This is a genomic window from Klebsiella sp. PK18 (assembly GCF_057784655.1).
The window spans coordinates 2,760,583-2,772,954 of the sequence record NZ_CM173493.1 but is presented as its reverse complement, the minus strand read 5'-3'; the positions used below and the strand labels follow the sequence as shown (position 1 = coordinate 2,772,954).

General features: G+C 59.8%; 14 protein-coding genes. 9 read left to right on the top strand and 5 right to left on the bottom strand.

Annotated elements, in window-relative coordinates; translation table 11 throughout:
- Window positions 1-46 precede the first annotated feature (46 nt).
- The 7 genes from AC3EMD_RS13550 to urtE all read left to right on the top strand — a co-directional run bounded on the left by AC3EMD_RS13550 (window position 47) and on the right by urtE (window position 7,353).
- Window positions 47-445 (top strand): rhodanese-like domain-containing protein, encoded by a 399-nt coding sequence (locus AC3EMD_RS13550; RefSeq protein WP_008804973.1) that lies wholly within the window; start codon window positions 47-49, stop codon window positions 443-445.
- A 148-nt stretch (window positions 446-593) separates the two neighbouring features.
- The gene (locus AC3EMD_RS13545; protein ID WP_012541782.1) at window positions 594-1,697 is read left to right on the top strand and encodes a cobalamin-independent methionine synthase II family protein; all 1,104 of its coding nucleotides are present in this window, start codon (window positions 594-596) and stop codon (window positions 1,695-1,697) included.
- Window positions 1,698-1,867: 170 nt separating this feature from the next.
- Window positions 1,868-3,139, top strand: coding sequence for an urea ABC transporter substrate-binding protein (gene urtA, locus AC3EMD_RS13540; protein ID WP_012968272.1), 1,272 nt, complete (start codon window positions 1,868-1,870; stop codon window positions 3,137-3,139).
- Window positions 3,140-3,200: 61 nt separating this feature from the next.
- The gene (urtB, locus tag AC3EMD_RS13535; RefSeq protein WP_046881488.1) at window positions 3,201-4,775 is read left to right on the top strand and encodes an urea ABC transporter permease subunit UrtB; all 1,575 of its coding nucleotides are present in this window, start codon (window positions 3,201-3,203) and stop codon (window positions 4,773-4,775) included.
- Window positions 4,775-5,848 (top strand): urea ABC transporter permease subunit UrtC, encoded by a 1,074-nt coding sequence (gene urtC, locus AC3EMD_RS13530; protein ID WP_008804969.1) that lies wholly within the window; start codon window positions 4,775-4,777, stop codon window positions 5,846-5,848. The genes urtB and urtC overlap by 1 nt, the downstream gene beginning before the upstream one ends.
- On the top strand, window positions 5,848-6,645 hold the full coding sequence (gene urtD, locus AC3EMD_RS13525) for an urea ABC transporter ATP-binding protein UrtD (RefSeq protein ID WP_002904321.1): 798 nt from the start codon (window positions 5,848-5,850) through the stop codon (window positions 6,643-6,645). Before urtC ends, urtD begins: the two co-directional genes overlap by 1 nt.
- Before the next feature lie 9 nt (window positions 6,646-6,654).
- Window positions 6,655-7,353, top strand: a complete 699-nt coding sequence (urtE, locus tag AC3EMD_RS13520; protein ID WP_055323182.1) for an urea ABC transporter ATP-binding subunit UrtE — start codon at window positions 6,655-6,657, stop codon at window positions 7,351-7,353.
- 35 nt (window positions 7,354-7,388) lie between these two features.
- Here urtE and AC3EMD_RS13515 read toward each other — a convergent pair whose 3' ends face one another.
- Both AC3EMD_RS13515 and ydeE read right to left on the bottom strand, forming a co-directional pair.
- Window positions 7,389-7,871 (bottom strand): helix-turn-helix domain-containing protein, encoded by a 483-nt coding sequence (locus AC3EMD_RS13515; RefSeq protein WP_012541779.1) that lies wholly within the window; start codon window positions 7,869-7,871, stop codon window positions 7,389-7,391.
- Between the two features lie 129 nt (window positions 7,872-8,000).
- Window positions 8,001-9,194: an efflux MFS transporter YdeE gene (ydeE, locus tag AC3EMD_RS13510; RefSeq protein WP_302074170.1), complete on the bottom strand. Its 1,194-nt coding sequence runs from the start codon at window positions 9,192-9,194 to the stop codon at window positions 8,001-8,003.
- Between the two features lie 194 nt (window positions 9,195-9,388).
- Here ydeE and eamA point away from each other — a divergent pair, with 194 nt between their 5' ends.
- A complete protein-coding gene (gene eamA / locus AC3EMD_RS13505) occupies window positions 9,389-10,288 on the top strand; it encodes an O-acetylserine/cysteine exporter (protein ID WP_047666553.1) in 900 nt (299 codons plus the stop codon).
- A 46-nt stretch (window positions 10,289-10,334) separates the two neighbouring features.
- On the opposite strand, the gene marB is transcribed toward eamA, so the two are convergent.
- From marB to marR, 3 genes are read right to left on the bottom strand one after another with little or no spacing between them, the layout of a single operon-like run.
- Window positions 10,335-10,553, bottom strand: a complete 219-nt coding sequence (gene marB / locus AC3EMD_RS13500; RefSeq protein WP_008804964.1) for a multiple antibiotic resistance protein MarB — start codon at window positions 10,551-10,553, stop codon at window positions 10,335-10,337.
- 40 nt (window positions 10,554-10,593) lie between these two features.
- Window positions 10,594-10,968, bottom strand: a complete 375-nt coding sequence (marA, locus tag AC3EMD_RS13495; RefSeq protein ID WP_002904397.1) for an MDR efflux pump AcrAB transcriptional activator MarA — start codon at window positions 10,966-10,968, stop codon at window positions 10,594-10,596.
- 19 nt (window positions 10,969-10,987) lie between these two features.
- Complete coding sequence (gene marR, locus AC3EMD_RS13490) at window positions 10,988-11,422, bottom strand: multiple antibiotic resistance transcriptional regulator MarR (RefSeq protein WP_008804963.1); 435 nt, start codon at window positions 11,420-11,422, stop codon at window positions 10,988-10,990.
- A gap of 261 nt (window positions 11,423-11,683) precedes the next feature.
- Here marR and AC3EMD_RS13485 point away from each other — a divergent pair, with 261 nt between their 5' ends.
- Window positions 11,684-12,352 (top strand): MarC family NAAT transporter, encoded by a 669-nt coding sequence (locus tag AC3EMD_RS13485; RefSeq protein WP_002904403.1) that lies wholly within the window; start codon window positions 11,684-11,686, stop codon window positions 12,350-12,352.
- The last annotated feature ends 20 nt before the right edge of the window (window positions 12,353-12,372 follow it).

The following is a 12,372-nucleotide window of genomic DNA, read 5'->3' as shown; positions in this document are numbered from 1 at the left end:
ATGGGCGTCAGTAAAGTAGTGTTATCACAGACAAGGAGAAGACGCCATGAGTGTAGTAACCCAATTTCCCCCTGCCGCTTCCGCTGAGGCTATCCGCTGGTTCCGCCATAAGCTGCATCTTGAGACCGACTGCGCCGATGTGCACAGCGCCCAGCGTGCCGGCGAGGTCGACTTTGTCCTGCTGCACGTGGTCGGCAGCGAGGAAGCCTTCGCCAGACGTCACTTGCCAGGCGCGGAGCATCTCCCGCACAGCCAGATCACCGCCGAGCGAATGGCCGCCTGGCCGGCGGAGACCCTCTTTGTGGTCTACTGCGCCGGGCCGCACTGCAACGGTGCTGACGTTGCCGCGCTGAAGCTGGCTGAGCTGGGGCGGCCGGTGAAAATGATGCTCGGCGGACTCACCGGCTGGGAAGATGAGGGCTATGCGTTTGTTTCCGGTAAATGAAAATTTTTCATGCACCATGAAATATTCTCGTTTGCGACCCACCACTCTGCATGCCAGTATCTGGACATATAGCCATCCAGAAGTCTAAAGATTCAAATAATGAACTATCACGGTGGGCAACTAACGCGCCCGCCGCTAAGGAGACAGCATGCAACGTCAACAGGCCCCGTTCCGCGCAGACATCGTCGGCAGTTTTTTGCGCCCGGACAGCATTAAACAGGCGCGTCAGCAGCTGGCTGAGGGGATTATCGACGCCGGTCAGCTACGCGAAATTGAGAATAACGCGATCCGTCATCTGGTTCAGCAGCAATGCGACTGCGGCCTGCATGTGGTCACCGACGGTGAGTTTCGGCGCGCATGGTGGCATTTCGATTTCTTCGATGGCCTGCAGGGCGTTGAACGTTACGATGCCGAGCAGGGGATCCAGTTTAACGGCGTGCAGACCAAAGCGCACGGCGTTCGCGTCACCGGCAAGCTGGCGTTTGGCGACCACCCGATGCTGGAGGACTTCCGCTATCTGAAAAGCATCAGCGGCGACGCGCAGCCGAAGATGACCATTCCCAGCCCGAGCGTGCTGCACTTCCGCGGCGGGCGGAAAGATATTGATGCCACGGTCTACCCGGATCTTAGCGACTACTTTGACGATCTGGCCACCACCTGGCGCGACGCGATCCGCGCGTTTTATGACGCCGGCTGCCGCTATCTGCAGCTGGACGATACCGTGTGGGCCTACCTGTGCTCCGATGCCCAGCGTCAGCAGGTACGCGAGCGCGGCGACGATCCGGATGCGCTGGCGCGCATTTATGCCCGGGTGCTGAACCAGGCGCTGGAAGGTAAGCCGGCCGATCTGACGGTGGGCCTGCACGTCTGTCGGGGTAACTTCCGTTCAACCTGGATCTCGGAAGGCGGTTACGAGCCGGTGGCCGAGGTGCTGTTTGGCGGCGTCAATGTCGATGCCTTCTTCCTTGAGTACGACAACGACCGCTCCGGGGATTTCGCGCCGCTGCGCTTTATTCGTCCTGGCCATCAGCAGGTGGTTCTCGGACTGATCACCACCAAAAATGGCGAGCTGGAGAATCCGCAGGGGGTGAAAGCGCGTCTCGCTGAGGCCGCGCAGTATGTGCCGCTCGAGCAGATTTGCCTGAGTCCGCAGTGCGGTTTCGCCTCTACGGAAGAGGGCAATGCCCTCAGCGAAGACCAGCAGTGGCAAAAAGTCCGACTGGTGACGTCGATCGCCGCCGACGTCTGGTAATAACTTTCTTAGCGCAGCGTTGCACCGTGATGAGGCAACGCTGCCGTCCCCACCGTCTCCGCCGCCCACCTGTCCCGCATCCTGCTGTTTTCACAACCTGGCACCGTTTTTGCCTTATCACCTCTGGTTAGCTGTTAATTCTTTATTTTTGCGCTACTCAGGAGTGAATCATGCAACGTAGAACGTTATTAAAAGCTTTTGCACTCTCCGCCTCTGTAATGGCTATGGGTCTTTCATTCCAGGCCTATGCCGCCGACACCATCAAAGTCGGGATCATGCATTCGCTCTCGGGAACGATGGCGATTTCCGAAACGCCGCTGAAGGACGTCGCGCTGATGGCCATCGACGACATCAACGCCAAAGGCGGGGTACTGGGCAAGAAGCTGGAGCCGGTGGTGGTCGACCCGGCCTCCAACTGGCCGCTGTTTGCCGAGAAGGCACGCCAGCTGCTGGCCCAGGATAAAGTGGCGGTGGTGTTTGGCTGCTGGACATCGGTCTCACGTAAATCGGTGCTGCCGGTGTTTGAGGAGCTGAACGGCCTGCTGTTCTACCCGGTGCAGTATGAAGGGGAAGAGATGTCCCCCAACGTCTTCTATACCGGCGCGGCGCCTAACCAGCAGGCTATCCCGGCGGTGGAATACCTGCTAAGTGAGGATGGCGGCGGCGCCAAACGTTTCTTCCTGCTGGGGACGGACTACGTCTATCCGCGCACCACCAACAAGATCCTCCGCGCCTTCCTGCATGCCAAAGGGATCCAGGACAAAGATATCGAGGAGGTCTACACCCCGTTCGGCTACAGCGATTACCAGACCATCGTCGCCAATATCAAAAAATTCTCCGCCGGTGGCAAAACGGCAGTGGTCTCCACCATCAATGGCGATTCCAACGTGCCGTTCTACAAAGAGCTGGCTAACCAGGGTCTGAAAGCGACCGATGTGCCGGTGGTGGCCTTCTCGGTGGGGGAAGAGGAGCTGCGCGGCATCGATACCAAACCGCTGGTCGGCAACCTCGCGGCATGGAACTACTTTGAGTCCGTCGATAATCCGACCAACAAAGCCTTCGTCGCCGACTATCGCGCGTACGCCAAAGCGCACAAGCTGCCGAATGCCGATACGGTGGTGACCAACGATCCGATGGAAGCGACCTGGGTGGGTCTGCATATGTGGGCGCAGGCGGTGACCAAAGCGGGCACCACCGATGTCGATAAAGTGCGCGAGGCGATGGCCGGGCAGACCTTCAACGCGCCGTCCGGTTTTACCCTGACCATGGATGCCACCAACCATCATCTGCATAAGCCGGTGATGATTGGTGAAATTGAAGGCAACGGTCAGTTCAACGTGGTCTGGCAGACCGATAAACCCGTTCGCGCGCAGCCGTGGAGTCCGTGGATCCCCGGTAACGATAAGAAACCTGACCATCCGGTGAAAACCGTCAGCCAGTAAGCGCCAGGGCCGACGGGGCTGGAGCATAGCGCCCGTCGGCCGCTGACCAGAGGAGAACGACATGAACGCATTGCGTCTCATGAGTGTGTTGGCGCTACTGCTGATCCTGCTGCCATGGCGGGCGCAGGCCGCGGAGGCGGACGACTTCGTTGCCGCCAGTCGCAGCCAGCAGGCGCAGCTGTTGACCCAGTGGGCGGCAGCGCCGCAGGCGGATCGTCTGCCGCTGCTGCGGGCGTTGACCACCGAGAGCCTGGTGATGGACGACGGAAAACATGCTTTCCGCACCCGACAGGGCGGATTACAGCCATTGGGCGCTGTCGCCGCGCCGCAGGGCGAAACCCGACCGGTCCGTCTGACCAACAGGCTGCGCAATCTGGCTGCCGGCGCGCTGGCCAGCCACCTTATTTTAAGTGACAACGTCACGGAGAGAGCTTCCGCCGCACGAACGCTACAGCGGGAAGCGACCCCGGCCATGGCCGCGCTGCTGCAACAGCGGCTGCAGGCGGAAACCGATGATAATGTGCGGGGTCTGCTGGAGGTGGCGCTGGCGCGCCTGCAGTTGACTCAGCCTGAGGCCAGCGCGCGGCTGGCCGCCGTGACGCTGCTCGGCCATTCCGCGGACCCGGAAACCCAGGCGCTGCTGATCCCCTTTACCGATGCCCAGCATGAGCCGGATGCGGCGGTGCGCGAGGCGGCCAGCGACAGCCTGCAAAAGATCAAACATCGTCTGCTGCTCGGCGATCTGCTGGGCCAGGCCTTTATGGGGCTGTCGCTGGGATCGGTGCTGTTGCTGGCCGCGCTGGGGCTGGCGATCACCTATGGCCTGCTGGGGGTGATTAACATGGCCCACGGTGAGATGTTAATGATCGGCGCCTACAGCTGCTGGCTGGTACAGCAGGCGCTGGCGCAGCTCGCGCCGCAATGGCTGGCCTTTTATCCGCTGGTCGCGCTGCCGGTGGCGTTTCTGGTGACCGCCGGGATCGGCATGGCGCTGGAGCGCACCATTATTCGTCATCTGTATGGTCGGCCGCTGGAAACGCTGCTCGCCACCTGGGGGATCAGCCTGATGCTTATCCAGCTGGTGAGGATGCTGTTTGGCGCGCAGAACGTGGAGGTGGCAAACCCGGCCTGGCTCTCCGGCGGCGTGCAGGTCCTGCCGAACCTGATCCTGCCGTGGAACCGGCTGGCGGTGCTGGCGTTCGTCCTGCTGGTGCTGTGTTTTACCTGGCTCATCCTGAATCGTACCCGTCTGGGGATGAACGTCCGCGCCGTGACGCAGAACCGGGCGATGGCCGCCTGCTGCGGCGTGCCTACCGGGCGGGTGGATATGCTGGCTTTTGGCCTCGGCTCCGGTATTGCCGGACTGGGCGGCGTGGCGCTGTCGCAGCTTGGCAACGTCGGGCCTGAACTGGGTCAGGGATACATCATCGACTCGTTTCTGGTGGTGGTGCTGGGCGGCGTCGGCCAGCTGGCCGGCAGCGTGGCGGCGGCCTTTGGGCTGGGCATTTTCAACAAAATTCTCGAACCCCAGATGGGCGCGGTGCTGGGCAAGATCCTGATCCTGGTGATGATTATTCTGTTTATTCAGAAACGCCCGCAGGGTCTGTTCGCGCTGAAAGGGAGGGTTATTGACTGATGAGCCAACCAATCACCTTAACGCTGGCGCAGCGCGCGCCGCGGCCTCTGCGCTGGCTGGGGATCCTGCTGGTGCTGGGGCTGCTGAGTATGCCATTCCTGGCGCTGCTGCCGGCATCGCATCCGCTGGCGGTGCCGAGCTGGCTGCTGACGCTGAGCGGCAAAATCCTCTGCTACGCCATTGTGGCGGTGGCGCTGGATCTGGTCTGGGGCTATGCGGGCATGCTGTCGCTGGGGCACGGGATTTTCTTTGCCCTCGGCGGGTACGCCATGGGGATGTACCTGATGCGCCAGGCGGCGGGCGACGGTCTGCCGGCGTTTATGTCTTTTCTCTCCTGGAGCGAGCTGCCCTGGTTCTGGTGGGGCACGCAGCATTTCGCCTGGGCGATGGCGCTGGTGGTGCTGGTTCCCGGTCTGCTGGCCCTGGTTTTCGGCTGGTTTGCCTTTCGCTCGAAGATCAAAGGGGTCTATTTCTCGATCATGACCCAGGCCCTGACCTATGCCGGTATGCTGCTGTTCTTTCGCAACGAGACCGGGTTTGGCGGCAACAACGGCTTCACCGGTTTTACCACGCTGCTGGGTTTTCCGGTCACCGCCACCGGCACCCGCGCCACCCTGTTTATGGCCACGGTTTTGCTGCTGTTGCTGACCCTGTGGCTGGGCTCGGCGCTGGCGCAGAGTAAGTTTGGCCGGATCCTCACCGCGGTGCGTGACGCCGAAAACCGGCTGATGTTCTGCGGGTACGACCCGCGCGGCTTCAAGCTGCTGGTATGGACGCTGTCGGCGGTGCTCTGCGGTCTGGCGGGGGCGTTATATGTCCCGCAGGTCGGGATCATCAACCCCAGCGAAATGTCGCCGACCAACTCCATCGAGGCCGCCATCTGGGTCGCGCTCGGCGGGCGCGGCACCCTGATCGGCCCGGTGCTTGGCGCCGGGCTGGTCAACGGCGCGAAAAGCATTTTCACCGTGGCGATGCCAGAGTACTGGCAGCTGTTTCTGGGCCTCATCTTCATCATCGTGACCCTGTTTTTACCCCGCGGAGTGATGGGCCTGCTGCGTCGAGGAGACCGCTAATGCAACCGGATGAAGGACTGTTTACCCGTCAGCTGCCCGGCGATCGCTTTCGCGAACAAACCGATCCGGTGCTGCAGCTGGAGAATATCAACGTCAGCTTTGACGGTTTCCGGGCGCTGACGGATCTGTCGCTGGCGATAGGCGTCGGCGAACTGCGCTGCGTGATCGGCCCCAACGGGGCGGGCAAGACTACCCTGATGGACGTGATCACCGGCAAGACCCGGCCGCAAAGCGGCAAAGCGCTCTATGACCAGTCGGTGGATCTGACCACTCTTGACCCGGTGGCCATCGCCCGCCAGGGCATCGGGCGCAAGTTTCAGAAGCCGACGGTCTTCGAAGCGCTGACGGTGGCGGAAAATCTCGCCCTGGCGATGAAGGGAGATAAATCGGTGTGGGCCAGCCTGCGCGCCCGGCTGAGCAGCGAACAGGACGATCGGCTGAATGAGGTACTGCGCCTGCTGCGTCTCGACGGCGAGCGCTACCGCCAGGCCGGTCTGCTGTCCCATGGCCAGAAACAGTTCCTTGAGATCGGCATGCTGCTGGTGCAGGAGCCGCATCTGCTGCTGCTTGATGAGCCGGCGGCCGGCATGACCGATGCGGAAACGGAGTATACGGCGGAGCTGTTTCGTACCCTGGCTGGACAGCACTCCCTGATGGTGGTGGAGCACGACATGGGATTTGTCGAGACCATCGCCGACCGGGTGACGGTCCTGCATCAGGGCCAGGTGCTGGCGGAGGGATCGCTGCGGGAGGTGCAGGCCAATGAGCAGGTCATTGAAGTTTATCTGGGACGTTAAGGAGCGCCAATGTTACAGGTGAGTCAGCTACATCAATACTACGGCGGCAGCCATATTTTGCGTGGGGTGGAGTTTTCCGCCCGCCAGGGCGAAGTCACCTGCCTGCTGGGGCGCAATGGCGTCGGTAAGACCACCCTGCTGAAATGCCTGATGGGGCTGATCCCGGCGCGCAGCGGTGAGGTACGCTGGCAGGATCAGAACATCACCCATCGCAAACCGCACCAGCGGGTGCAGGCCGGGGTCGCCTACGTCCCCCAGGGGCGCGAGATATTTCCGCGCCTGACGGTGGAAGAAAACCTGCTGATGGGGCTGTCGCGCTTTCCCGCCCGCGAAGCGCAGCAGGTGCCGGAGGAGATCTACCAGCTTTTCCCGGTGCTCAAGACCATGAAGCAGCGGCGGGGCGGTGACTTATCCGGCGGTCAACAGCAACAGCTGGCGATTGGCCGCGCGCTGGCCAGCCGTCCGCAGCTGCTGATCCTCGATGAACCCACCGAGGGGATCCAGCCTTCGGTTATCAAAGAGATTGGCGAGGTGATCCGCCAGCTGGCGAGCCGCGGGGATATGGCGATCCTGCTGGTGGAGCAGTTCTATGACTTTGCCGCCGGGCTGGCGGACCACTACCTGGTGATGTCGCGCGGCGCCATCGTCCAGCAGGGCAAGGGCAGTGATATGGAGAGCGACGGCGTGCGCGCCATGGTGACCATCTGACCAGGCCGGCGGCGTGCGCGCCGCCGGTTTGCGGGCTATTTGCGCAACAGCCGCTGCAGGCGCGCCTGGCGCCAGTTTTTGATCCATTCGCCGAACACGAACAGGCGTAATCCTCTCACCACCAGCAGGGCGCCCCAGATCAGGGCGACCCAGCCGGACCAGTAGTACTGTGGATTAGTGAAGCGGTTAAGCACCGCCAGCAGCACGCAAACCACCAGCGCCACCGACAGTGAACGGAAAAAGCGGCTCTCCTGATGCACCCGCGCTTTGGCTTCCTCTATGCGCAGATCCAGCGAGGCTTCCGGGCCCGGCGCACCCTCCCGCGAGGCTTCGCCGCCGATCTCGGCCACCGTGACCTCAAAGACCGCGGCGAGGGCGCTGAGGGTCTCCAGCCCCGGGCGTTCGCCATTCTCAATGCGCTGGATCGTGCGGACGCTGAGACCCGCCATTTCGGCCAGCTGCTCCTGGGACCAGGCGCGCTGTAGCCGTAATTGTTTGACCTGATTGTTGCTGTTCATATTCGTATGCTCCATGACGTTCTGCGGATGTAAACCTGTGATGGAGTATGGTGAACCGGGCCGCCAGCCACCACGACAGCGACCCGACAACGGCCCGACATCAACCCGACAGCCGCATGCCAGCTGGCGTCAGGCGTTGGCCAGCGGACAATCCGGCTGCCAGGGACGGGCATTCATCCCGCGGAAAATCATCAGCCAGGCGGCGACAATCGCCACGATAAGAATGACAAAAAGCGACCAGTGCGGCAGATGGGTGAGGATCATCCCGGTGAACATCGGGTTGAATGCCGCGCCCAGCCACCCCAGCGACTGGGCGGAGAAGTAGCTGGCCTTCATCCCCGGCGGGGAAATATGGTCAATCAGCATATACTCCCCGGGGGCATAAATCACTTCCCCGAGGGTGAAGATCGCCGCCGAGATCCCCCACGCCCACAGGCTGGCGCCAGAGAACATAAAGCCCACGAGGCCGATAACAAAGCAGACGGTGCCGAAGGTCATCAGCGGGCGAATATTTCTGGCGCTCAGCCGCCGGCCAACCGCGTACTGCAGAGCAACCACCACCGCGGCGTTAACCGGCAGCACCACGGCCACCACTTTCTCGGCGAAGTCGCTGCTGGCGACCACCAGCACATACTGCGAGAGACAGGAGGCGAAAGCGCCGCTGACGAAGGAGGCCAGCAGCCCGGAACAGGTAAACCACAGCAGCGCCCGGTGATGCAGCAACACCGAGGGGGACCAGGCGACAGCGCCCGGCTGGGCCGCGGCCACCTCCCGCTGGAGAAACAGCTGAATAAACACCAATGGAAAGGCGGCGCAGGCGGCCGCCAGCCAGAACGGCAAATTGATGCTGTGCATCACCAGCAGCGTGCCGATGGGCGGCCCGACGGTCCAGCCGATATTGAGGATGGTATAGTTCAGCGAGAAGATACGCGCTTTTTTCTCCGGCGTCAGTCGGTCGGCGAACCAGGCTTTTAGCACGGTGGAAAACACCGAGTAGGCGCAGTTGATCAACGCAAAAAAGATCACCACCAGGATAGCGTTATTGACCAGCGGTATCGCGCTAAATCCCAGAATAAACACCAGCACTGACCACACCATATAGCGCTTTTTGTCGAACTTATCCGCGAGGATGCCAAAGCCCATGCTGAACAGCACGCCGACCACCAGCGCCAGCGACAACGCGTAGCCAATCACATCGACATCCAGCTGATAACGTCGGGTGAGGTAGATAGTCATAAACGGCAGTGTGGCCCCGCGGCCAATAGTTAGCAGTAACGACGATGCCAGCAGCGCGATGGTGGAGCGCCTGAGAGTGGTGATCATGATTTCCTTGCCTGTCATGTTGTTATAATTTTATGTCTTCGATCACAAATAACATGCTCATTACGCCTTGTACAGGTCAGCCCGGTCGCCGGGCGCACTTCCTGGCCTGCCAAAAATAATGATCTATCCTGGCGGCCGCTTTTTGGTTACTTTGATTTTGTTCACAAAAATTCTAATAACGACAGAGGCAGGGTATGACGAGGAAAGATGGACTGCTGGCGCTGCTGGTAGTGGTGGTGTGGGGGCTTAACTTTGTGGTGATTAAGCTGGGATTACACAATATGCCGCCGCTGATGCTGGCGGGGCTGCGCTTTATGTTGGTCGCCTTCCCGGCGCTGCTGTTTGTATCCCGCCCGGCCATCCCGCTGCGCCTGCTGCTGGGTTATGGCCTGACCATTAGCTTTGGTCAGTTTGCCTTTCTGTTCTGCGCTATTGGCCTGGGTATGCCTGCCGGGCTGGCATCGCTGGTGCTGCAGGCGCAAGCCTTCTTCAGCATCATTCTCGGCGCCTTCGTCTTTGGCGAACGTCTGCAGGGCAAGCAACTGGCGGGGATCGCCCTGGCGATCTTTGGCGTGCTGGTGCTGGTGGAGGGCAGCCTTGGCGGGGAGCATGTGCCGCTGGTGGGCTTTATGCTGACCCTGGCGGCGGCGCTCAGCTGGGCCTGCGGTAATATCTTCAACAAGAAAATCATGTCGCATGCCGCCCGGCCGCCCATTATGTCGCTGGTGGTGTGGAGCGCGTTGATCCCGGTGCTGCCGTTTATGCTGGCCTCATGGCTGATTGATGGCCCGCAGACCATGCTGGCGAGCCTGCAACACATCGATCTGCTGACGATACTGTCGCTGCTCTATCTGGCATTTATCGCCACTATCGTCGGCTATGGTATCTGGGGATCGCTGCTGGGGCGCTATGAGACCTGGCGGGTGGCGCCGCTGTCGCTGCTGGTGCCGGTGGTGGGGATGGCCAGCGCTGCGCTGTTGCTGGGGGAGACGCTGAGCGGACTGCAGCTCACCGGGGCGGTACTGATTATGGCCGGGCTCTATATTAACGTCTTCGGCTTACGTCTGGTGCGGCCGGGTATGGCGCGCGGATAAAAAAAAGCCCCGAAGAAGGGGCTACACAATTATGCGTGTAATGGCATCACAGGTCGTGCTGCTGATAGTACGGCACGCCCAGTTCGTCGGATTTATCACTGCCAGCCGCCATATGATTGAAATCAAATGGCGAATCGTTATGTTCCGAAGGGATAATCATTGTATCACGCTGGTTTTGACGCACCGGCGTGGTGTTTTGCTCCGCATAGCTGAGGCTGGAGACCAGCGACAGGAGTACGATAGCTGCGGCAGCGAATAGTTTCATGATTTCCTCAATACGTCTTTGATAATACAGGCGATTAACATCAGTTATTTAGCGGATGCAGATAGCGGGATTCGCCAGGTACATTCGTTATGCGATACTTGTGGGGCGGAACATCGAAATAGTTCTTGAACGTTCGCGTCAGGGTCTGCTGCGACTCGAAACCGTAGCGTTCCGCCAGGTACAAAATGGGCTCATTGCTCTGCTTGAGCTTTTGCGCAATCTCCGTCAGCTTGCGGCTGCGGATGTACTGGCCGAGGGAATGGCCGGTCTCTTTCTTAAACATACGTTGCAGGTGCCACTTGGAGTAACCTGAACGCTCAGACACTTTTTCCAGCGACAGGGGCGATTCCAGGTTATCCTCGATCCACGACAAAATACTATGGATAGTGATGGCGTCATTATTACGTCTGGACATCATCTTACCTCTTCTTATTTTACGGCAGGACCTTCTTGAGTAGTTGCTCAAGCGCGACGACTTCGTCCGCCGACAGATTTTTTGTTAACTCCTGGTGTAACTTCTGACCCACAACCTGATGACACTGCTCGCAAAGGGCTGCGCCGTCCGGTGTCAACTGCACCAGCACGCCGCGCTTGTCAGCGGGGTTGGGTAACCGTTCAATCCAGCCTTTGCACGCCAGGCGGTCGAGCATACGCGTCATCGCGCCCGGGTCGACGGAAAGCACGGTTTTCAGCTCAACGGGGGTAATACATACCTCGCAACGAATGGAACAGAGCACGCGAAACTGGGTCGCGGTAATATCCATGGGTGAGAGGTAGTCGTTGAGCAGGCGATCTTTTTTCTGGTTAACCATCTGGATCAAGCGGCCCAACGGGATCATTTCATTAAACAGGTCGCTGGTACTTTTCATGATGGTTGCCCAGGCAAGTAATTAGTTGCAGGTGATACTATTGCCCAGGCAATCATAAGTCAACATTATGAATTGGCCGATGCCACGATTTGCTAAAATAAAAAAATCTGACGTGGGTCACTGTTTGTGGTTTTGCTAACGCTTGTTAATTTTTAGCGGAAGTGGTTTATCAGCAGGCTGGCGGCGAAAGTGTCGAAGCCGGTATACTCACGGAACGAAACAATACTTAAAAAATGAATATTAACGGGACTTTAATTAACTATGTTCGATTTGTTTAAAGCAATAGGGCTTGGCCTGGCGGTGCTTTTACCGCTGGCAAACCCACTCACAACCGTGGCGCTGTTCCTCGGCCTGGCGGGCAATATGAACAACGCCGAGCGGAACAAGCAGGCGTTGATGGCATCGGTGTATGTGTTCGCCATTCTGATGGTGTCGTGGTATGCCGGTCAGGTGGTGATGAATACATTCGGCATATCAATACCTGGGCTGCGTATCGCCGGGGGATTGATTGTAGCCTTTATCGGTTTCCGCATGCTGTTCCCCCAGCAAAAAGCCCACGATTCGATGGAAGCGAAGATCAAATCGGAAGAACTGCAGGATGAACCGACCGCCAATATCGCCTTTGTGCCGCTGGCGATGCCAAGCACCGCCGGTCCGGGAACCATCGCGATGATTATTAGCTCCGCCTCGACTGTTAAGCACGGCGTGGACTTCCCGGAGTGGGTGGTACTGGCGGCGCCGCCGATCATCTTTTTGCTGTTAGGGGTGATTCTGTGGGCTTGTCTGCGCAGTTCCGGCGCGATTATGCGTCTGGTAGGCAAAGGCGGCATCGAGGCCATTTCGCGGCTGATGGGCTTCCTGCTGGTCTGTATGGGCGTGCAGTTTATTATTAACGGCGTGCTGGAGATCATTTCGACCTGGCATCCCTGACCGCCCGCGATGCGCAGAGA

Bases quoted from the DNA above. Each gene is read 5' to 3' on its own strand.
- AC3EMD_RS13545 (WP_012541782.1), top strand. From the start codon at position 594: ATGCAACGTCAACAGGCCCCGTTCCGCGCAGACATCGTCGGCAGTTTT.
- urtE (WP_055323182.1), top strand. From the start codon at position 6,655: ATGTTACAGGTGAGTCAGCTACATCAATACTACGGCGGCAGCCATATT.
- AC3EMD_RS13485 (WP_002904403.1), top strand. From the start codon at position 11,684: ATGTTCGATTTGTTTAAAGCAATAGGGCTTGGCCTGGCGGTGCTTTTA.
- ydeE (WP_302074170.1), bottom strand. From the start codon at position 9,194: ATGATCACCACTCTCAGGCGCTCCACCATCGCGCTGCTGGCATCGTCG.
- eamA (WP_047666553.1), top strand. From the start codon at position 9,389: ATGACGAGGAAAGATGGACTGCTGGCGCTGCTGGTAGTGGTGGTGTGG.
- AC3EMD_RS13550 (WP_008804973.1), top strand. From the start codon at position 47: ATGAGTGTAGTAACCCAATTTCCCCCTGCCGCTTCCGCTGAGGCTATC.
- marB (WP_008804964.1), bottom strand. From the start codon at position 10,553: ATGAAACTATTCGCTGCCGCAGCTATCGTACTCCTGTCGCTGGTCTCC.
- urtD (WP_002904321.1), top strand. From the start codon at position 5,848: ATGCAACCGGATGAAGGACTGTTTACCCGTCAGCTGCCCGGCGATCGC.
- marA (WP_002904397.1), bottom strand. From the start codon at position 10,968: ATGTCCAGACGTAATAATGACGCCATCACTATCCATAGTATTTTGTCG.
- urtA (WP_012968272.1), top strand. From the start codon at position 1,868: ATGCAACGTAGAACGTTATTAAAAGCTTTTGCACTCTCCGCCTCTGTA.
- urtB (WP_046881488.1), top strand. From the start codon at position 3,201: ATGAACGCATTGCGTCTCATGAGTGTGTTGGCGCTACTGCTGATCCTG.
- marR (WP_008804963.1), bottom strand. From the start codon at position 11,422: ATGAAAAGTACCAGCGACCTGTTTAATGAAATGATCCCGTTGGGCCGC.
- urtC (WP_008804969.1), top strand. From the start codon at position 4,775: ATGAGCCAACCAATCACCTTAACGCTGGCGCAGCGCGCGCCGCGGCCT.
- AC3EMD_RS13515 (WP_012541779.1), bottom strand. From the start codon at position 7,871: ATGAACAGCAACAATCAGGTCAAACAATTACGGCTACAGCGCGCCTGG.